The 20,736-nt window shown below is 36.5% G+C and carries 20 protein-coding genes; 2 read left to right on the top strand and 18 right to left on the bottom strand.

Annotation, left to right across the window (positions count from 1 at the left end; all coding sequences use genetic code 11):
* Positions 1-65: 65 nt before the first annotated feature.
* Positions 66-1,140, bottom strand: a protein-coding gene (gene prfB / locus OVA16_RS07550) for a peptide chain release factor 2 (protein WP_267764610.1) whose coding sequence is annotated in 2 segments (ribosomal slippage) — positions 66-1,079 and positions 1,081-1,140 — 1,074 coding nt in all. Because the reading frame shifts where the segments join, the coding sequence is not laid out codon by codon here.
* 209 nt (positions 1,141-1,349) lie between these two features.
* Between prfB and OVA16_RS07545 the strand changes: the two genes are divergently transcribed.
* Entirely contained in the window at positions 1,350-1,880 is a 531-nt protein-coding gene (locus tag OVA16_RS07545) for a DUF4251 domain-containing protein (protein WP_267764608.1), read from the top strand.
* 515 nt (positions 1,881-2,395) lie between these two features.
* Here OVA16_RS07545 and OVA16_RS07540 read toward each other — a convergent pair.
* From OVA16_RS07540 to OVA16_RS07525, 5 genes are all read right to left on the bottom strand, one after another.
* Positions 2,396-3,454 carry a glutaminyl-peptide cyclotransferase gene (locus tag OVA16_RS07540; RefSeq protein WP_267764607.1) on the bottom strand — a complete coding sequence of 353 codons (1,059 nt, stop codon included), beginning with the start codon at positions 3,452-3,454 and terminating at the stop codon, positions 2,396-2,398.
* Positions 3,447-3,812: a YraN family protein gene (locus OVA16_RS07535; RefSeq protein ID WP_267764606.1), complete on the bottom strand. Its 366-nt coding sequence runs from the start codon at positions 3,810-3,812 to the stop codon at positions 3,447-3,449. Before OVA16_RS07535 ends, OVA16_RS07540 begins: the two co-directional genes overlap by 8 nt.
* A gap of 105 nt (positions 3,813-3,917) precedes the next feature.
* Positions 3,918-4,040: a hypothetical protein gene (locus OVA16_RS20045; protein ID WP_324288571.1), complete on the bottom strand. Its 123-nt coding sequence runs from the start codon at positions 4,038-4,040 to the stop codon at positions 3,918-3,920.
* Positions 4,041-4,060: 20 nt separating this feature from the next.
* Positions 4,061-5,875 (bottom strand): DNA primase, encoded by a 1,815-nt coding sequence (dnaG, locus tag OVA16_RS07530; RefSeq protein WP_324288570.1) that lies wholly within the window; start codon positions 5,873-5,875, stop codon positions 4,061-4,063.
* A gap of 201 nt (positions 5,876-6,076) precedes the next feature.
* Complete coding sequence (locus tag OVA16_RS07525; RefSeq protein WP_267764605.1) at positions 6,077-6,733, bottom strand: SGNH/GDSL hydrolase family protein; 657 nt, start codon at positions 6,731-6,733, stop codon at positions 6,077-6,079.
* A gap of 96 nt (positions 6,734-6,829) precedes the next feature.
* Here OVA16_RS07525 and OVA16_RS07520 point away from each other — a divergent pair, with 96 nt between their 5' ends.
* On the top strand, positions 6,830-7,333 hold the full coding sequence (locus OVA16_RS07520) for a hypothetical protein (RefSeq protein WP_267764604.1): 504 nt from the start codon (positions 6,830-6,832) through the stop codon (positions 7,331-7,333).
* Here OVA16_RS07520 and OVA16_RS07515 read toward each other — a convergent pair whose 3' ends face one another.
* The 12 genes from OVA16_RS07515 to secA form a co-directional block, all read right to left on the bottom strand.
* Positions 7,334-8,275, bottom strand: coding sequence for a hypothetical protein (locus OVA16_RS07515; RefSeq protein WP_267764602.1), 942 nt, complete (start codon positions 8,273-8,275; stop codon positions 7,334-7,336).
* Between the two features lie 197 nt (positions 8,276-8,472).
* Complete coding sequence (locus tag OVA16_RS07510) at positions 8,473-9,654, bottom strand: M20 metallopeptidase family protein (protein WP_267764601.1); 1,182 nt, start codon at positions 9,652-9,654, stop codon at positions 8,473-8,475.
* Between the two features lie 89 nt (positions 9,655-9,743).
* On the bottom strand, positions 9,744-10,169 hold the full coding sequence (locus OVA16_RS07505) for an SPOR domain-containing protein (RefSeq protein WP_267764599.1): 426 nt from the start codon (positions 10,167-10,169) through the stop codon (positions 9,744-9,746).
* A 264-nt stretch (positions 10,170-10,433) separates the two neighbouring features.
* On the bottom strand, positions 10,434-10,949 hold the full coding sequence (locus OVA16_RS07500; protein ID WP_267764597.1) for an HlyD family efflux transporter periplasmic adaptor subunit: 516 nt from the start codon (positions 10,947-10,949) through the stop codon (positions 10,434-10,436).
* 234 nt (positions 10,950-11,183) lie between these two features.
* Positions 11,184-11,726 carry a biotin/lipoyl-binding protein gene (locus OVA16_RS07495; RefSeq protein ID WP_267764595.1) on the bottom strand — a complete coding sequence of 181 codons (543 nt, stop codon included), beginning with the start codon at positions 11,724-11,726 and terminating at the stop codon, positions 11,184-11,186.
* Positions 11,727-11,733: 7 nt separating this feature from the next.
* Positions 11,734-12,912 (bottom strand): peptidase domain-containing ABC transporter, encoded by a 1,179-nt coding sequence (locus OVA16_RS07490; protein ID WP_267764594.1) that lies wholly within the window; start codon positions 12,910-12,912, stop codon positions 11,734-11,736.
* Positions 12,848-13,939 carry a cysteine peptidase family C39 domain-containing protein gene (locus OVA16_RS07485; RefSeq protein ID WP_267764593.1) on the bottom strand — a complete coding sequence of 364 codons (1,092 nt, stop codon included), beginning with the start codon at positions 13,937-13,939 and terminating at the stop codon, positions 12,848-12,850. The genes OVA16_RS07490 and OVA16_RS07485 overlap by 65 nt, the downstream gene beginning before the upstream one ends.
* A 128-nt stretch (positions 13,940-14,067) precedes the next feature.
* The gene (locus OVA16_RS07480) at positions 14,068-14,802 is read right to left on the bottom strand and encodes a tetratricopeptide repeat protein (RefSeq protein ID WP_267764590.1); all 735 of its coding nucleotides are present in this window, start codon (positions 14,800-14,802) and stop codon (positions 14,068-14,070) included.
* The gene (locus OVA16_RS07475) at positions 14,789-16,003 is read right to left on the bottom strand and encodes a hypothetical protein (RefSeq protein WP_267764589.1); all 1,215 of its coding nucleotides are present in this window, start codon (positions 16,001-16,003) and stop codon (positions 14,789-14,791) included. Before OVA16_RS07475 ends, OVA16_RS07480 begins: the two co-directional genes overlap by 14 nt.
* Complete coding sequence (locus OVA16_RS07470; protein WP_267764588.1) at positions 16,003-16,716, bottom strand: type II CAAX prenyl endopeptidase Rce1 family protein; 714 nt, start codon at positions 16,714-16,716, stop codon at positions 16,003-16,005. Before OVA16_RS07470 ends, OVA16_RS07475 begins: the two co-directional genes overlap by 1 nt.
* 54 nt (positions 16,717-16,770) lie before the next feature.
* On the bottom strand, positions 16,771-16,950 hold the full coding sequence (locus OVA16_RS07465) for a hypothetical protein (protein WP_267764587.1): 180 nt from the start codon (positions 16,948-16,950) through the stop codon (positions 16,771-16,773).
* Positions 16,951-17,245: 295 nt separating this feature from the next.
* Positions 17,246-20,548 (bottom strand): preprotein translocase subunit SecA, encoded by a 3,303-nt coding sequence (secA, locus tag OVA16_RS07460; RefSeq protein WP_267764585.1) that lies wholly within the window; start codon positions 20,546-20,548, stop codon positions 17,246-17,248.
* Positions 20,549-20,736 lie beyond the last annotated feature (188 nt).

The raw sequence follows: 20,736 nt of genomic DNA, 5'->3' as shown, positions 1-20,736 counted from the left end.
GCTATTATCAAACTATTTCTAAAAACTAACACCTAATTCCTAATGCCTAGTACCTAACCACAATCTTAAAACTCCATCAAATACGCCTTTAAAAACTCGTTGATATCGCCGTTTAGCACCGCATCAGGGTTAGAGGTTTGGTAATTGGTTCTATGATCTTTTACACGCCTATCATCTAGCACATAACTTCTAATTTGCGAGCCCCATTCAATCTTCATCTTACTACCTTCAATGGCCGCCGTAGCTTCCATGCGTTTGCGCATTTCAATTTCATACAATTGCGATTTCAATAAACGAATAGCATTTTCTTTATTCTGCAACTGCGATCGCGACTCTTGGTTTTTAATGATAATACCTGATGGCTTGTGATACAAACGCACCGCCGTTTCTACTTTATTTACGTTCTGGCCACCAGCACCGCCAGCCCTAAAAGTTTCAAATTCTATATCAGCAGGGTTAACATCTATCGTAATAGTATCATCTACCAACGGATAAACATACACCGAAGCAAAAGAAGTATGACGACGGGCATTCGAATCGAATGGAGAAATACGCACCAAACGGTGTACACCATTTTCGCCTTTCAGGTAACCGTAAGCAAATTCGCCAGTAATCTCCAAAGTAACGGTTTTTACCCCAGCAACCTCCCCTTCCTGATAATCTTGCTCGCTAACTTTGTAGCCATTCTTTTCTGCCCACATCAAATACATTCGCATGAGCATACTTGCCCAGTCGCAGCTTTCGGTACCACCGGCACCAGCAGTAATTTGCAAAACCGCATTCAGTTGGTCTTCCTTGCTGCTCAACATATTTTTCAGTTCCAGCTCTTCTACCAGCTTTAATGCCAATGTAAACTGTTCCTCTACTTCCTCTTCTGTAGCATCGCCACTTTGTTGAAAATCATAGAGCACTGCCGTATCTTCATAAGCCGCATTAGCCTGTGCAAAACCTTCTGTCCATTTCTTTTTACTACTAATTTGAGCCAAAACTTGTTCGGCTTTTTTCGGATTATCCCAAAAGTTAGGGTCGAGTGTAATTTTTTCTTCCTCGCCTATTTGGTATAAAAGCTCATCAACGTCAAAGATACCCCCTCAGAGAAACTAATCTATCTCTTAAATCTTGCAACTGTTCTTTAGTCATAAAGGCAAATATACGTTAATAAGGCATAAGCGAAAAGGGTTAAGGAGTTAGTAGCGGCAAACAGCCTTGTTTATTTAGATGATAAAAACAAAAGTCTATATTCGATCATCGTAAGCATGCCAAACAACCTAATTAAACTAGCTTATAAACTTTTATGGATTTTGTTCGTTCTTATCATCATAGCATTAAATTGATAAAACAATAGAGAGATGAATAGCTTAAAAATATTATACACCGCAGTATTGGCTTTAATTTCAATTCAGGCTGTTGCCCAAACCGATAAAGCTACTACAGCTAAAATTGTGGAAGCTAAAACCTACACTTTTGTAGCCAGAAGTGCCACACCTTTAAATGTGCAAGATATCAGCGCTGTAATGAGCCGTATGCCTGGAGCTATGCAAGGCGGCACCATTAACCTCAACGAAACTTATTACGAAGTAAAAGTTACACCCGATAGTGTAATTGCATTTTTACCCTATTACGGCAGGTCTTTTACGGCACCAATTGGCCAAAATGAGGGTGGCGTAAAGTTCACTTCAAAGAAATTTGAGTACAAGAGTAAAAAGGGCAAAAAACGTGGTTGGGATATCCTTATCCAAACTATTGATGCCAAAGAAAACTATCGTTTGGCTTTAAATATTGGCGATGAAGGCTATGCCACTTTATCGTTAAACAGCAATGCAAAGCAATCTATTACCTACCAAGGCTACTTAAAAGAAAATGAAGTAAAAAAAGATTAGTTGCCCCAACAACAAGTTTAGCTAAGCAGCTTACTTTTTACTGGCTTTTTCTTTTTTAGAAGAGCCACATTTTTCCTTCTTGGCAATTTCAGTCCCGCTTTCTCTTCAAGTCCGCACTCGTTTTACTCGCTTGCGGGCTTTACGTTCAATCGGGTCTAATTAACGAAAGCCTATGCTAAAGCTTTGTCAATCTTATCAGCATATCTCATATTAAGATTGACAAAGTTAATTAGGGCAGTCCGCTGTTCCCCTCTTCGGAGTGTGCAACTCCGAAGTCTTATCGTCGGGTCTGTGGCCCGAGCATACATCAAATCATAAAACGGATTAAAAATCCGATGATACGGGTTCGACATTTGTAATGTCTAACAGCAAAAATGTAAAAAAGAGACTTTAGCCAAAATGCAGTTGATGTGGCTAAAGCCTTAATACATTGTTCCTAATCCGTTGGCTAAAGCCAAACGGGAATAAAAATATACCCTTCTGTTAGCTAAGATTAAAATTATTCGAAAGCTAAATTACTTCTCGCTCAATTTAATCTCGAACAAATTAGGCCATTTTTTTCCCGTTACGAACAAACGCTTTCCTGCGGCATCGTAAGCAATGCCATTTAACACATTGTTACTGATCTCGTAATCGTCCTTAAAAAAGTTTTTAGGCACTAATTTACCCAAATCTACCTCTGCTTCCACAGCGCCGGTTTTAAGATCAATCACTACAATTCTGTTGGCACCATACACATTGGCGTATAATTTCCCATCAATATATTCCAATTCATTCAGTTGCTCAACAGCACCTTTGTTGTCGTACACTTCAATAAAACCTTCTTCCTTAAAAGTGGTTGCATTCATGAGCCAGATTTTGTTGCTGCCATCGCTACGTAGCAATTGTTTACCATTGTAGGTTAAGCCCCAGCCTTCTCTGCTACTTTGATACGAAAAAGTTGTTTTTTCTTCTAAAGTGGTTGCATCGTAAACCAAGCCTACATTTTCTTGCCAAGTAAGCACCACAATCTGGTTGCCCACTTTTACCGAGCCTTCGCCAAAATACTCAGGTTTTAATGAAACAGATTTTATCGCCTTGCCAGTTTTAAGGTCTACATATTTTAATTGCGATTGCCCCTTTCTACCAGTGCTCTCCAATAGTTTTCCATCTACAAAACTCAAACCCTGGGTGTAAGAAGAAGTGTCATGCGGAAAAGTATTGATCAAAGTGTATTTCAACTTCAAAGGTTTCTTATCTGTTGTAAGGATAATGTTATTGGTAATGGTATCTGTTTGACTTCCGCTTTTTACAATTGCGGTAAGCATTCTGTAACCCAAAGGGAGGTTTTGCGTATCTAAGGTTACAAAATCTCTACTCGTTTTTTCGGCAAACTGCTTTCCATCTATTAAATAACTGATATTTTGTATCTCAATTTTCTCTGGAATATCTAATTCTATTTTTACAGGTTTACCGCTGTTAAAGCTTTGGCCCTGCAAAGGATCTTTAAATGTAATGTAGCTACCAACCTTGTTATTACAAGCAAACTGAAATAAAGTGGCAGACAATAAAATGTAAGCAATAATTTTACGCATAAGGCCAAAAAGCATCCTCTATATGAGTGATTTTAAATTGTTTATCTTTAGTAACTAACACTGCCACAATATCAAACCTAATTTCTCCGTGGTAATCCATAATCTCGATGTAGGCTCTTGCCGCCAGTTCCAATTGACGTTGTTTTGCGGCACTTACAAAGTCTTGGGGCATACCAAAAGCTACCGAGCTGCGTGTTTTAACTTCGATAAAGATAAGGGTATTTGATTTAAGCGCAACTATATCAACTTCAGATTTACCATAAGTCCAATTTTCATCTAAAATTTCGTAGCCTTGTTGCTCCAAGAAGCGAACCGCTGCCTTTTCACCAGCTTTGCCTGTATCGTTGTGAATAGCCATACTTTGAAATGATTGAATGAGAAAATTTTGAATGATAGAATAAGCAAAAAAGCAAATTAAATCTAATCTAGCTATTTAATCATTTACTCATTCAAAATTCAATCATTATTTCACAATTACCGAACCTAAAAATTTAGAGATGGTACGCTCCACGTTTTTAACCTGCGCATAACGTCCCATTAAAATATCTTGATTGGTTGCGTCTGTTTCTTCTTTAATCTGATTCATTAAATCGGTAAGCATCCTGTCTACCTTTCGCTTTTTAAGATGATAAAGTCCGCCAATGCTGCTCCTTTTATATTTTGGCTTTCGTCTTTTACGTAAATCTGGTGCTTGTTTAACCAATTTTCGCTTAAACTATATGGCGAAGTGCTTAAAGTAATAGCCAAGGTTGCAATTTCGCCATCCTCACTCATCAAAAACTGATTAATAGTTGGCAACTGTCCGTTTTCAACTTCCGCAGTATAATAGTCAACTATACGCTTGCATAAAGCGTTTTCAAAAGTCACGTCGCCTAAATTTTGAATAATAAATGAACCCACGTGCATTTCACCAACCTGCTCAAAAGTTACTAGCTCGTGCCCGAAAGTTAGTAGCAACCGCACAATTTCCTGCTCTTGCAAAATATCTGTACTTATTTGTTGGGTAGCTACTTCTGTCGCTTCGGCTGGTCCATCTTCAGCAAACAAATCATCAGGTGGCATATCTGGATGACTAGGACTACTGCTTGCTCTTTGCGGAGCTGCGGCTTTTTTGCTCTTGGCTACTTTTATGGCATTCAGCTCGGTAAGCAGCACTCGCTCTTCAATTTCTAGCAAGTGGCTACATTCTTTAATAAATACCGAAGCCTTGATGTTATCCGGAATTTTAGCGATGCTTTCTACAATATCCCTAATGATCCCCGCTTTTTTGATAGGATCTTTCCCGGCATCGGCCAGTAAAATATTGGCTTTGTAGAGGATAAAATCTTGACGCTGCTCTTCGATGTAGGTTTTAAAGGCGCCCGCACCCACTTTGTGCATATAAGAATCGGGGTCGTCTCCGTCTGGAAAAGAAACTACTTTTACGTTCAGTCCCTCTTCCAAAATCATATCCAAACCACGCAAAGAGGCTTTGATACCCGCCGCATCGCCATCATATAAAATGGTTACGTTTTGCGTAAAACGAGCAATGAGCTTAATTTGCTCTATAGTTAAGGATGTTCCAGAAGAAGCAACAACGTTCTCGATATAAGCCTGATGTACCGCTAAAACATCGACATAGCCTTCTACCAAATAACAGTTATCTTGGTCGCGAATGGCCTTTTTTGCATGGAACAAGCCATACAGCACATTAGATTTGTGGTAAATATCACTCTCTGGCGAGTTAACGTATTTAGGTATGTTCTTGTCGGTTTTTAAAGTTCTACCACCAAAACCAATTACCCTGCCCGTAAAGTTGTGGATGGGAAACATGACCCTACCACGGAACCTATCATATAACTTTCCTTTATCATTTCTGATAGAAAGGCCAGTTTTTTCTAGGTATTCTACCGCGTGACCGTTTTTTTCGGCCTCCAACGTCAAAGCATCCCAAACATCTGGCGAATAGCCTAGATTAAATTTTTTGATGATATCTTCCCTAAAACCGCGTTCTTTAAAATAGCTTAAACCAATGGCTTTACCATCGGCACTGTTCCAAAGTTGGTCTTCGAAAAAATTAGCGGCAAACTGCGAAACAATGTAAAGACTTTCACGAGCACTGTTCAGCTCTATGTTTTCCTTACTTTCAACCGTTTCTTCAACTTCAATATTGTACTTGTTGGCCAAAAATTTCAGCGCTTCTGGATACGAGTATTTCTCGTGCTCCATTACAAAACGCACCGAATCACCAGCTACACCGCAGCCAAAGCACTTGTAAATGCCTTTGTTTACCGAAACGTGAAAAGAAGGTGTTTTTTCGCCGTGAAAAGGGCAATTACCAATTAAGCTCGAACCTCGTTTTTTAAGGTGTACAAAATCGCCAACAACCTCTTCAATTCGGGCTGTTTCCTTAATTTTCTCAATGGTTTCCGCTGTAATCATTTGCTGCTAATCTCGTTCTAAATGGGACTTCAAATTTAGCAAATTATTTTACCACCTTAGACATTTAAGAAACCTTAGCATATTTACTTCAAAAAATACAGACACTTTTTCGGTGTATTTAATTTAGCTTGATCTTGTTTGTCTAAAGTTTGGGCAACTCATCTCATGTGAACTAAGGTGTCTTAGGTGGTTAGCACACCATTACTTAATAAAAGGCAACATCTGATCTGCCACAAACTGGTTTCCCTTATCGTTCAAATGCACCCTATCTCTGGTTAAAATATCTTTCTCCAAATCTTGCGGATTATTTTGTTCCTCGTAAGCTTTAAAAGCCCTTCTTAAATCGCATAGCGGAAGATTATTTTTAGCGGCCAACTCCCTTATGCCCTCCGCATACTTATCTAAATCGGCATCTAGTTCGTTAGCTCCATTTTTTTTCTCGCCAACTACCGAAGGTGTGCATAAAACTACTGCACTACCGCGTGCTTTAATTTTGTTAATTAATGCCTGATAGAATTTGAGATATTTGGGATAATCTGTCCCTGTTTTTGAAGTTTGTTTATGCCAAACATCGTTGATACCTACATAAATAAAAACCAGGTCGGGTTTTTTAGCCAATACATCATCTTCTAAGCGCAAGTATAGGTCGTATACTTTATTGCCACCAATGCCAGCACCAAACAATTCAAACTTAGTACTATCTACCTGCTTTTTAAGTAAATTGATATAGCCGTTTCCCTGCACACCCGCTTGGGTAATCGAGTCGCCAAAGAATATTACTTTTTTTGTTTTAGGTTTCATAGCAGATAGCAGAATTAGGGCACACGCCACAACTGATAGTTTTAAAATGTTTTTCATCCTTGTATTTTTATGCAGCTAATTTAATTGTTTACTCTTAAATATCAACATGGTTAATTATTTTCTATCTTTGATACAAATTATCGAACAACACTAATGAAATTACTCGCTAAATCTTCATTTACCATCATCCTATTGCTTTTTATTGTCAATATCAGCTATGCTCAAGAGAAAAAAAGAGCACCTTACACCGCTTTATTGATTACAGATGCAAAACAAAAGGTACATGGCAAAATTATAGCGATTAATGATACCGCCTTGGTTTTGGTTGACAAGAAAGAATTGACAAGGACCATTGCCTACCAAAAAATAAAGAAAATTAAGATTTTGAAACGCCATAGTGATGTGGGTTACGCCATAATTACCGGTGGGCTAGTAGGTGGCGCTATTGTAGCGGCGCAATCTGTAGATGATGGTGCAGTAGCCGTATTGGTTGGCGCTGGTGGCACCGCCGCCGTAGCTGGACTAAGTATTGCCTTACACAATGTGATACATGGCGCCGAGCTTAAAATTGATGCCAGCAAAGAGAAGATCGACTACCAAAATATGTCGCAAAAGCTGAGCAAATACATTGTCAATGATATTGCGCTAAAGCCGTAATTATTTGCCTTTTCCCAAACGATAATCTTTGTGCAAGACCAAAAAACTTGCCCGTTCTTCTTTCTTTAGTGGATAATCCCAATTCCCTTGGTAGGTAATTTTTGTAGGCAGTTTAACTTCATCGAAATAGCTCATTTCAATATTCATCTGCACATCAAAATCAAAAAGCATGTTGCTGTATTTCATGTCTACGTAGCGTCCTAAAATCTCGAAATTACGTTTATCAAAAATAGTAACCAGCTCCTTAATCATAATGCCGTCTTTGGTCCATTTAGAAAGATCTGGCTTTACCGATACTTTAAAACGATAGACCGGAATGGAATCTAAATACGTACCGCTGTAGAACGTGTAATCGTAATATTGGCGCATATTGGCCGTAAATATTTCGGTTTTACTACCAATAAACGGAATGCCTTTAATTGGTCGCCCCGGATTAAAGATTAAAGTTTTAAGTTTATCTTTATAACCTTCGTTTCCACCTTTTTTACCTGTACTTGGTGCCGAAGCAGGCGCAAAATCAGTATTGTAGGCATTCATAAAAATGTAGTCGAACATCTCTACGGTGTACAACTGGTATTTGCCGTTCTTTTTATAAACCTTGCCATCATCTTCTTTTACCAGATACTCCATTTTATAAGGCCCGTCGTTGTTGTGCCTTATCTTGCGATAAATTTTTCCATCAACTTTGTTCTTTTTATCGTAAGTAAAAACTCGATTTTCGGCGATGAAAGTGTACTTTTTCATGTTCCGAAAAGCTTCGTAAAAACTGGTATCGTTAATAATGGCATCAATAAATGTTTCGATATTTAAACGTTTAGCTTTAATATTAACTACCGAATCTAACGTAATGGTTTTTAACGTATCTGGATTAAAACGAGGAATTTGCTGAGCGTTAGCGCCAACAACAAACAACAAAAGTATGATAAAGCAAAGTTTTTTCATTTATTCCAATTTTTGAACCATAAAGACATGATTCAGTTTACAGTTGGCAATTTACAGTAGCAATAGTGGTTCAAGGAACTAGCTATTATTAACCAACAATACTGCAATTCAACAATAAAACAATTCTTTACCATAGAAGTTATAAGTTTTACGTTGGCAGCACCAAAAAAAAACGACAAACCAACTAAACAACCAATTTAATTACCTAATTGTTTTAGGGCGATATAGGCCATTAAACCTGTAGAAGTTTTTAAGGCATCTTCATCAATATCAAAATTTGGCGTGTGTACCGAGTGGCAAGTATCTTTAGCGGCATTACCCGTACCTAAACGATAGAAACAAGCATCAGTTACTTGAGAATAGTAAGCAAAATCTTCGGCAGCCATCCAAATATCTAAATCAACTACGTTTTCTTCGCCTAAATACTCTTGTGCCAATACTTTTGTGCTGTTGGTTAATTTTTCTTCATTAATTAAAAAAGGATAACCTCTGTGGATATCGAAATGACAACTTCCACCCATACTTTCTGCAATTCCTTCTGCCATTTTTTTCATCAAGCGATGTGCTTCGTTGCGCCACTCTTCGTTCAAGGTTCTAAAAGTACCTTCCAATTTTACCTCGTTAGGAATTACATTGGTTGCTCCGTTGGCAATTACTTTACCGAAAGAAAGTACCGAAGGCAAACGCGGATCGGCATTACGACTTACAATTTGCTGCAAGGCAACAATAATATGCGAAGTAATTAAAACAGGATCGATATTTTGGTGTGGTTGCGCACCGTGGCCACCTTTGCCCGTTACGGTTACGTAAATTTCATCGGTAGAAGCCATGTAAATACCCGAACGGAAACCAACTTTACCTGCATCAATTAACGGCATTACGTGCTGACCAACAATAGCTTGTGGCTTAGGATTTTCTAAAACCCCTTCTTTAATCATGATACTGGCACCGCCCGGCAAAATTTCTTCGGCAGGTTGAAAAATCAGTTTTACGGTACCTGCAAATTCTTCTTTTAATTGGTTAAGGATATATGCCGTACCCAACAACGAAGAAGTGTGTACATCGTGGCCACAAGCATGCATAACACCCGGATTTTTAGAAGCATAAGGTTTATCATTCGCTTCTGTAATTGGCAGCGCATCCATATCTCCACGCAAAGCGATGACCTGATCTGATGGCAAAGCGCCAGTAATTAAGCCTACCACACCTGTGTTAGCCATTTCTGTAAACGGAATGCCCCAATTGCTTAGCTTTTCCTTTACAAATGCAGAAGTTTGGTACTCTTTGAAAGATAATTCTGGATTGGCGTGTAAATGTTGACGAAAAGCTACTACTTCGTTAAAAATTTGAGTGGCTAATTCTTGTATTTTTTGTTTCATTGTTTCGGTTAGTTTTTTGGATGGTTAGTTGTTTCGTTTTTTAGTCGCTATTCTCGACAACTGCGAATTGAGAACTGTTAACTATTTATCTACTGTTCTAAAATTGGTGCGTTTATCTTCTCCCTAAAAATAAATAGGGTTGGATAATCTGGCCGCAATTGGTTAAGAAATTGCTGCGCCTCTAGCTTGGTACGATAGTCGCCCACTCTTAAATAATAATTTGGTTCTTTATAAGTGATATAGGTATTGAGCTTAGGATAGCTTGATTTAAACTGTGCCTGTTGTGAAAAAACTTCTCGCCTATCGGAACCGTAGTAAATTTGTACTCGGTAGCCCATAGACGAAACGATAACACCACTACTCGGATTGGTAACAGTAGGCTTTACTTTATTAAGCTCAATTCGTTTTGCTATTAAACTATCAATTAAGGGATCTTTCGCGACAATTACTTCGCCCTTTTGGGCAAAAGCTTCAGCGCCTAGTAATACAGAAATTAAGACCAAAAATATTTTCATTTTGCTTTAAGATTGCTTCGTTCCTCGCAATGACGAGGTGCATAAAGATTTGCAAAAATCGGGATTATTGCTGGGCTATGCAAATGTTTAATGTCACATAAAAAAGCCCCGATAAAATCGGGGCTATAATTATTTTGACAACTTACGAAGTTTTAACTTTTACTTGTTATTGCTTTTTCAACGGTAAAGTTGAGGGCTTCGCCTTTTAAAAGCTTACGGAGTTTTTAGACTAGGCAACTGTTAATTATTCTTTCTATAGCCCTCCTACTTTACCAATTTAATTATTTTATAATAAAATCTTTCTATTAACTTCATATCTTTTGTAACTATTTCAGCATTAGCAATCATGCCATCTTTATAATGTAAATCTTTATTGTATGTGATTGATAGTTTATTCATGAATTTAACTTTTGACAAATATCCGCTATCAGTACCTATTTTTGAAATAAAATCAATATGGCCTTCTACGATACCATATTCTTGGTAAGGATAAGATGGGAATTTAAATAATACTTTCTGACCCAGCTTAACTTTTCCAAAATTAGACTGAGGGATATACATCTCTGCATAAAATTTACTATCCTGCGGATTTATGTAGCATAATATTTGATTAGTCTGTACTTGCTGATTTACCTGCAAGAAGTTATTATAATTGACTGTTCCATTTATTGGTGCAATTAATACATATTTTTTTATCCAATCTTCTACTTGACTATTAAATATACTTAACTCTTCCTTGAAATGAAGCCTTTGTCTAAATATATTGTTCTCAAGTTCCAAAATTTCCTTTTTTTATCACTCTTTATACTCTCTGTGTTTAGCATACTGGCATCTATCTGAGGTATTGAAATCAGTTTGTTAATCAACTTGCTTTTTTCTGTCCTATACTCTAGATCCGAAATAATTTTTTTTTGTTTTAAACTTTCATTAGCTTCAAATGTCGATTTAGACAATGAAGCATCTTGCATAATCAGAGCTTTTTGTTTCTCCAAATTATCTTTTGTTTTCGAGAGATTATTTAAATCGGCTAAAAGCATCTTCTTCTTTTTCTTCATAAAGCGCTCCTGGCATATAGTTCTTATATGTCAGATAAGCTTGGAAAAATGCTTGGAAAGATTGCTGTAGTTCCCCTAATTCATTATGAGCAATTTCAAAAAGCCTTGTGTCTAAATCTTTTTGGTTGTTGTTGACGAAATCATTATTCATGACCTTAAGTTCATTATATAACGCAAGGACTTGTTCATGATTAGCAACGCTTTCTAAAAAGCCAATTAAATCGCCTTTTCTAACTGGTGTATCTTCTTTAAAATTTATCTGGACAAGCTTTCCAGATACCCTTGAAACAACAGCCTTTGGGGCATTAATAGATACTATTTTTGCATTAGTATAAGTAACTTCTGGATACTTAATTATAAAGGAAATAATAACTATACTTACAAAGAAAATTAGGATTAAAGTGTTTCCCCATTGCACTATCCATGAAGGAACTCTACCAAGTATTTCTTTTATCGGCTCATCTGTATTGTCAAGCTCATCTATTTTGCCTCTTTTTTTCATACTGATATTATTGACCTAACTCCAACTGATTTTTAATAAGCGTGTAATAAGCACCTTTTAGCTTCGTGAGTTCGAGATGACTTCCTTGTTCTATAATCCTCCCTTTCTCTAAAACAATAATTTGATCAGCATTGATAACAGTATTTAACCGATGAGCTACAATTACAACAGTCTTATTTTCGTAGTATTGTTCCAATCGCTTCATAATTATTTTTTCGTTATTGGCATCCAACGAGCTGGTTGCTTCATCAAATAATAAATAAGGTGCATCTTTATAAATAGCTCTTGCAATAAATATTCGTTGGCGCTGACCACCACTTATACCCATTCCGCTAGATCCAATTCTTGTTTTATAACCTTTGGGCAATTCCTCTATAAACTCATCAAGATTTGCGATTTGTACCGCTCTTTCTAATTTAATCTTGTTCAAAATTCCGTCAGAGTCAGACTCCGTTATATTACGAGCTACAGAATCGGCAAACAAATAGCCATCCTGCATTACAACTCCAACATTTTTTCTCCAAAAATCACTATTGTAGTTAGCAATGCTATGTTTTCCGACTTCAATGCTTCCATCGGTTGGATCGTAAAATTTTAAAATCAATTTGAGAAGAGTTGTTTTCCCACTTCCACTAGCACCTACAATAGCTGTTACCTTACCTTCTGGAATTGTAAAATTTAAATCTTCAAGAACTAGAGGACTAGCTTGTGAACCATACCTAAAATTCACATTTTTGATATATATATCCTTAGATAAAGGCAATGTCTCAATTTCACTTTCACTAACTCCTGTCTCATTATCTTTATCATGTATCTCACTAAGTCGTTCTATACTTATTTTGGCATCTTGATACGATTGTATAAATCCAGTAAAACTCGTTATTGGTGCATTTAATTGACCTATGATATATTGTATAGACAGCATAGCACCTAGTGTAAAATTACCTGCGATTACATCTTTTGCTGCAAGGTATGTCACTAAAAAGCCCATTAGCTGAATGATAAAACTACCACCTATGTCCTGCATTTGGTTTAAAGTAAGACTTTTAATAGAAAGTTTGAAAAGCCTGACTTGTATAAGTTCCCATTCCCATCTTCGTCTTTTTTCGGAACCGTTCAACTTAATCTCTTGCATACCATTTAGTAACTGCATAAATACTACTCTGGTTTCCAGCTGCTTGGTCAAATCTTTTATAATCCAGGATAGCTCGCTTTTTTAGAAAAGCATACACCCAGAAGAAATTAGCAAATGTGCAGCACAAAAAAACAATAAAAATAGACGAACTATAATAAAATAAAACCCCCGCAAAAACTAGAATGTTTAGAGCAGAGAACAATATGTTTAGAGTAGCAGTTGATAAAAAATTCTGTATTCTGGTATTATCCTGAATACGCTGCAATAAATCTCCGGTTGATTTTGTATCAAAAAATGCAATTGGTAACTTCATCAGTTTGATTAAGAAGTTACCTAGCATCGAAATATTTATACGGCTAGTGATATGTAGTAACAGCCAGCTTCGTACGGCGGTAGTTGTTGTTTGTGCTAAAAACAAGACTAATTGACCGATTAATACTAGATTGATAAAGTTGAGATTGTTTTGACTTATACCAACATCGACTATTGACTGAGTTAGAAAGGGAAGGATTAGCTGGATTAAACTTCCAATGAACAAGCCTATTATTAGTTGAACGATCAGTTTTCTGTATGGTCTGATGAATGGCTTCAAAAAAGCGATGTTACTATTTTTTGATATTTCGTCCTCGTCATCCAAGAATTCTTGCGTAGGCTCCAGAGCTAGAAGTATGCCTTCTGTATCATCTTTGACAATTAAAGAAGAACTTAGCCATCCCTTTTTAAATTCTTCTATTGTATATTTTATTAGACCGAAGGCAGGATCTGCAACATATACAAAGTTCTTACTAATTTTATAGACAACAATGAAATGTCTTTCTCTCCAATGTGCTATGCATGGTAGTGGAACCTCTTCAGATATCATCTTATAAGTAGAATGGATTACCAAACTTTGAAGTCCCACCATTTCGGCAGCTTGGGATATACCAGCCATACTAACGCCCAATCTAGTAAGCGATGCCCTTTCCCTCAAAACATCTCCAGAAATAGTTTTTCCATAATGAGCCGCAACCATTCTCAAGCAAGTAGGACCACAGTCCATCTCGTCTAATTGTTTATAAAAAGGAAATTTCTTATTCATTTCTCTTTCCCTCTAATTTCTCTTTATAGTACTTCAAAATATATTTATTTATTTGGTAAGGGTACACCTCATACATTGTGTTGGTCTCTGGTATTGTATAACCTGTTTCACAATCAAGTTCGGCTTCTCTAATTAATAATAGGGCCTCTTCTCGTCTCCCAAAGTTTTCTAAACATATTGCTTTGTAGTACTTTTGCATCAGTAAAGTTTCTATATCGCTTCAGGCACTCATCGAAACTTATCATTGCCTGCTTATAATTATCCATTTCAAAAAAACAAATTCCTTGATAAAAGAGAGCCGAGCAGTTTATCCATTTCTCACCGAGTTTTTTTCTGTCTTCATTAATATTTTTAGAAAACAATTTTTCAGCTTTGTTAAATTCATTAAGCTGCAAAAAGCATAGTCCTTTATAAAACTCATAAGTATGATCCATCACATAAGAGTTGCCTTTTATTTTTTGAATAGCATCAAAATCCCTAATTGCCGCTATATAGTTTTTTTGGAATATACATTTTATGAATGCCCTATATTCTAGATAGTGGTTTGTTTGGTCGTATTTTACCGCACTATCTAGGTATTGCATCCCAACTTCATATTTTTTTTGCTTGAAAAGCGGCATTGCCTTCTGCTGCCAGGCATAAGCATTAGAAGGTAGAATTAATAAAAAACTATCAAGATATTTTTGCCTCTTTGTAGAAAATAATGGTAAAACATCTATTTGCTCTATATATTTTTTTAATTTAACAGAGTCTTGCCTACTTACTTTTATTTTTCCTATTTCCTTTGTCTCCGCTTTTTTATTGACGCAAGAATTAATTGAAATACAAAGTGATAAGAGAATAAAACAACTATATTTTTTCATTAAGAGGATTAGATTTTAGGAAAGTAGAATAATTGAAGTTGTAAGGCTGGTCTTTTAGATTAAATCCTTTAACTATCGGGCCGTATTTTTTTATCATTAAGGAAAATTTTTCTTTAATCGAGTTGTAAATTATTAACCCCTCATCCGTGAATAAATTAGTTGCAATATTATTCTTGTCCCTTGGATTTTCAATGAGATTTAAGTCATGATAACATTTCCCTAAGTAAAATGCGACACGACCTAACGCCTCATGCTCTTTATGATTTTCGAAAACAGATGCAGTTAAACATGCGTCCAGACATATGAAGGTTGTATAGTAAGTATATAGTGCGTGAAATATTACGTGTATATCTCTCGTGTCAAGTGACTGATCTGGTAAAGGTATCTTTTCCAAAATTAAATCACTCTCGGCTTTTACAAAATAATTAAAGTTATAAATTAATGCATTAAATATTAAGTGTCCTGTTTGATGCGCTATATCATCTATAAAAAACACTTCATTATAATTTTCTTGACAGGCATTAAAAAAAGCTATGCCCTGCGCTCTCATTGTCGCAAAAGAATTTCTCAAATGCGTATCAACATTAAAAACTACGATTTTACGTGTTACAGATTCTATCAGTTCATAGTGCTCTGGAATAAATTTTTTAATCAGATCAAATGCAAGATATAAGTGATTTCTGTGCTTTTTGGTAATTTCTTCAATTTCCACATTAACCAAATTTCCAAAGGAATCGTAATAACACTGATAAAGTAGTTCGATGGGATATTTTAATAATTCTATTTGAGAGTTCGGCATATACTCAATTGGTTCAAAAATTAAATTTATATTTTCTCCAGATTTTAAGTCAACAGCTATTCTTTCTTCTAATTTTAGAAGTAGCTGTGTCTTTGATTGTGTAGTTATTAGCCAGCCATAATTGGGTAAATAAATTCGTCCTTCTTTATTCGTATAAACAGCTAATTCTCCTCTGACATTATCTTTGTAGCCTTTAAGTATTATATTTAATTCGTGAAAATCTAAGTTTGATGCATTAAAAAAAGCGAATAGGAGTGGCTCAGTATATATGAGATCATTTTCATAATCTAAGACTTCGAAAATATTAGAATTTTGTTTATACAATAAAAGCTGTATATTCTCTATTAGAAGCTGTCGACCTTTATTTATTTGGTTTTTTTGAAAATTATAAAAGTTTTCCATTATCTATATTTAATAAGTAGTAAGACTGCATTGAAAGCTATGTGCAGTAAGACCGCGTAAAAAAAACTGAATCTAATCCTTATGTACCCGATCAGCAGTCCTCCGACGATATAATTTATCAGAACTATTGGGCTTAATAATAATAGATTTAATGTTATTTTATAATTATATAGATGAAGATAGCCAAAAGCTACTCCAGACATTGTTGCTAAAATCCTTATATTGGCAGATATAAAGCTCGAAACCTCTAATGATTTTTTTACTAAAAATTGAGTTGAATAGAAAATAACTATCCCAACACTTAATAGAACAAATGCATTTAGTGGAGCATCAATAAGTCTATGATAATCAGCACTCATTAAAATTTTAAAAATAAGCACCACTACCAATGTCGAGACGGCAATAGATATATTAAAATCACTGTACACCAGCCAAACTCGGCTAATTATTTCTTCTACTAAAGGAGCTATGAGAACTCCAAAAACTAATGCTTGTTCTATTAGTGTAAACGACTTTTTTGTAACAGTTGGATCGATTAACAACCCAAACTCAATTAAAAGTGTATTGATTAAAACCCCCGAAAAAATCAAAAACAAAAAATTAAAAACTAATAAGCTGCCAGTTCCTTTTAACTTATCATAAAAAGTGTATTCTCTTACTACCTCTTTTCCTGGATTTAAATAAAAAAAAATAAAATTTTTAATGGTATTCATGTAAATATTAAAAAAACAAATGGGAGATGACCCCCATTTGCGTGCTAGTAAAAATTAAAATAACCAGTCAAAAACTTTATCAACTTGTTGATAAAATCTTTTTTCAATCTGTCCTGCTTTTCCGTGACAATCAGCCCAATCTCCACCTTGGATTTTCTCCATTACTTCATTTTTTTCTACTGTAGTAGCTTTTTCTTTTAACTCTGCAAGAGTTAATTTTTTAACTCTTTCCATTTTTTAAAAAGATTTACATGATCCTTCCCTATCTTAGCGCCATGGGATGGTTGTTCAGCGTTTGCTCTCTATGCCTTTACTTTGTATTTATACTACTTTTTAAGACAGATAGTTTAGAGAAAGTTAAACATGCAAAACCATAACTACAAATACTTAAAACCTATTGTGCTAAAGATTTTTATTTTATGGCGTAACAGACTAAAGAACAACAAAAAAGCCCCGAAGAAAATTCGAGGCTTGAAAACTATATTTTAAACTCATAAAGTCTCCCCTTAGGGGAGATTTAGAGGAGCTGTTATGCATTCACACCATGGCAATTTTTAAACTTCTTGCCACTTCCGCATGGGCAAGGCTCGTTTCTACCTACCGTTGCTTCTTTTCTAATCGGTTGCAAAGGTTGCGGTTCACGAGTATCGCCTACTAAATCTAAATCAGACTCATCGCCGTATTCTTTTTTAGTTGCATTTAGCTTTGGCTGAGGTTTTGGAGCAACTGCTTCTCTAACCTGCTCTGGCTCTTGCTGCATAGGAATACCGCCTTTAAACAAGAAGCTTACTACCTCTTTGTTCACGATGTTTAACATGCCTTTGAACAAATTAAAGGCCTCCATTTTATAGATAATTAATGGATCTTTTTGCTCGTAAACTGCGTTTTGTACCGATTGTTTCAACTCGTCCATTTCACGCAAATGCTCTTTCCAGCTATCGTCTATTAAAGCCAAAATGATGGTTTTCTCAAAAGCTTTGGTGATTTCTCTTCCGTTGTTCTCAATAGCTTTTTTCAATTCTACTGGAACTTGAATTTGGCGGATACCATCAGTAAAAGGAACTACAATTTGCTCAATCATATCGCCTCTATCTGCAAAAACCTGATTTAAAACTGGCATAGCTTGGCTAACGATGCCTTCCGATTTGCGATGATAAAAAGCCGTAACTTCTTCAAACAATTTCTCAGAAAGATCTGGAATTTTCTTGCTGTTAAATTCTTGTTCAGAAATCTCGGTATCTACAGAGAAGTTTTTAATTACTTCTAACTTGAAACCTTCGTAGTTGCTACTCTCTTTGTATTCTGTAATTACATCTTCCACAACATCAAAAATCATGTTGCTCATGTCTACATCTAAACGGTCGCCAAACAAAGCGTTTCTACGTTTTGCGTAAATTACCGTACGTTGCGAGTTCATCACGTCATCGTACTCTAACAAACGCTTACGTACACCAAAGTTGTTTTCTTCTACTTTTTTCTGCGCTCTTTCTATAGAGTTGGTAATCATTGAGTGTTGAATAACCTCACCATCTTCGATACCCATACGCACCATGATGTTAGAGATACGCTCTGATCCGAATAAACGCATCAAATTATCTTCTAACGATACAAAAAACTGCGAAGTTCCAGGATCTCCCTGACGACCGGCACGACCACGCAACTGCCTGTCTACACGACGAGACTCGTGACGTTCGGTACCAATAATGGCCAAACCGCCAGCATCTTTTACGCCTGGGCCTAACTTAATATCGGTACCACGACCAGCCATGTTGGTGGCAATAGTTACCTGACCAGCCTGACCAGCTTCTGCCACAATATCAGCCTCTCTTTGGTGCATTTTCGCATTTAACACGTTGTGCTTAATACCACGCAACTTCAACATACGGCTTAGCAATTCCGAAATCTCTACCGAAGTGGTACCTACCAATACTGGGCGGCCGGCTTCGGTTAATTTTACGATTTCTTCCGCTACGGCATTGTATTTTTCTCTTACTGTACGATAAACGTAATCTTGCTCATCTTTTCTAGAAATCACTCTGTTGGTAGGAATTTCCACTACGTCTAATTTGTAGATAGACCAAAACTCGCCAGCTTCTGTAGTTGCTGTACCCGTCATACCGCAAAGTTTGTGGTACATACGGAAATAGTTTTGCAAGGTTACTGTAGCGTAAGTTTGCGAAGCATCTTCTACTTTCACGTTTTCTTTTGCCTCAATGGCTTGGTGCAAACCATCAGAGTAACGGCGGCCTTCCATGATACGGCCAGTTTGCTCATCTACAATCTTAATCTTACCTTCATCAACAATATACTCTACATCGTTTTCGAACAAAGTATAGGCTTTTAACAATTGATTAATTGAGTGGATACGCTCTGCTTTAACAGCATAATCACGCATCAAGGCGTCTTTTTGAGCAATTTTATCTTCGTTGCTCAAGCTAGATTTTTCGATTTCAGCAATTTCAGTACCTACATCTGGCAATACAAAAAAGCTTGGATCTTCACCGGTTTGGGTAATCATTTCGATACCTTTTTCGGTTAATTCTACTTGGTTATTTTTTTCATCGATATGGAAAAACAACTCTGCATCTACTTTAGGCATGTTCTTAGACTGATCTGCCATATAGTAGTTTTCTGTTTTTAACAAAGTCTGCTTGTTGTTGCCTTCGCTTAAAAACTTAATTAAGGCTTTGTTTTTAGGCAAACCGCGATGAGCACGCAGCAATGCCAAACCGCCTTCGCCTTCTTCTGTACCAACATTACCGCTGTTAATTAAAGTTTTAGCTTGGTTTAATGCTGATTGTACGTAAGCTTTTTGAGCATTCACCAAACGTTCAATTCGTGGTTTCAATTCGTGAAACTCGTGCTGATCGCCAAAAGGCACTGGACCAGAAATGATCAATGGTGTACGGGCATCATCAATTAAAACCGAATCGACCTCATCTACCATGGCAAAATGCAACTTGCGTTGTACCAATTGCTCTGGCGTTTGCGACATATTGTCACGCAGGTAATCGAAACCAAACTCGTTGTTAGTTCCGTAAGTGATATCTGCTAAGTAAGCTTTTCTGCGTTCTTCGGAGTTAGGTTGGTGTTTATCGATACAATCTACACTTAACCCGTGGAACTCGAACAACGGGCCATTCCACTCGCTATCACGACGAGCAAGGTAATCGTTTACCGTTACAATATGTACTCCTTGACCAGCCAAAGCATTCAAATAAGCAGGCAAAGTACTTACTAAGGTTTTACCTTCACCAGTAGCCATCTCGGCGATTTTGCCGCTGTTTAGCACCATACCACCAATCAACTGCACATCGTAATGTACCATGTTCCATACTACCTCAGTGCCCGAAGCATCCCAACGGTTAGCCCATAAAGCCTTATCGCCAACAATTTTTACATTGCTTTTTCTGGTGGCAATTTCTCTATCAAATGGGGTTGCTGTAACTTCCAATTGCTCGTTTTCGCTTAACCTACGAGAGGTTTCTTTGACCACAGCAAATGCCTGAGGCAAAATTTGTTGCAACACTTTCTCTAACTCTACATTGCGCTCTTTACCTAAAGCATCAACCTCATCGTAAAGATTTGTTTTTTCGTTTAACGAAAGCTCTGGACTTTCTGCTTGTGCTTTTAAGTCTGCAATTTTACCATCTATGGTAGCCAAAGCCGAAGCAATGGTTGCTTTAAATTCGATGGTTTTATTTCTAAGTTCATCATTAGTTAATGATGATAATTTTGCGTATTCCTCGTTGATTTGTGCAACGATTGGCTGTAAGGCCTTGATATCTCTTTCTGATTTGCTTCCAAATATCTTGGCTAAAAATCCTAACATTTTTATATTGTTTTATTGATTAATTGTCCGAAGTCGGATGCCCGAAGTCGGATGATAATATATAGTTTTATAATGCAATGGTTATTATTGCTTCTTGTTTTCAAACACAGCCCAATAGACGTTCAACTTTACACAACAACCAGGCCATTAAATTGTGTTATGACAACTTGACTTTGTAGTGTTTTAAA

It is taken from the genome of Pedobacter sp. SL55 (assembly GCF_026625705.1).
Lineage (GTDB): Bacteria > Bacteroidota > Bacteroidia > Sphingobacteriales > Sphingobacteriaceae > Pedobacter.
The sequence above is the reverse complement of the archived record's forward strand: the minus strand, read 5'-3'. Positions and strand labels throughout refer to the sequence as shown.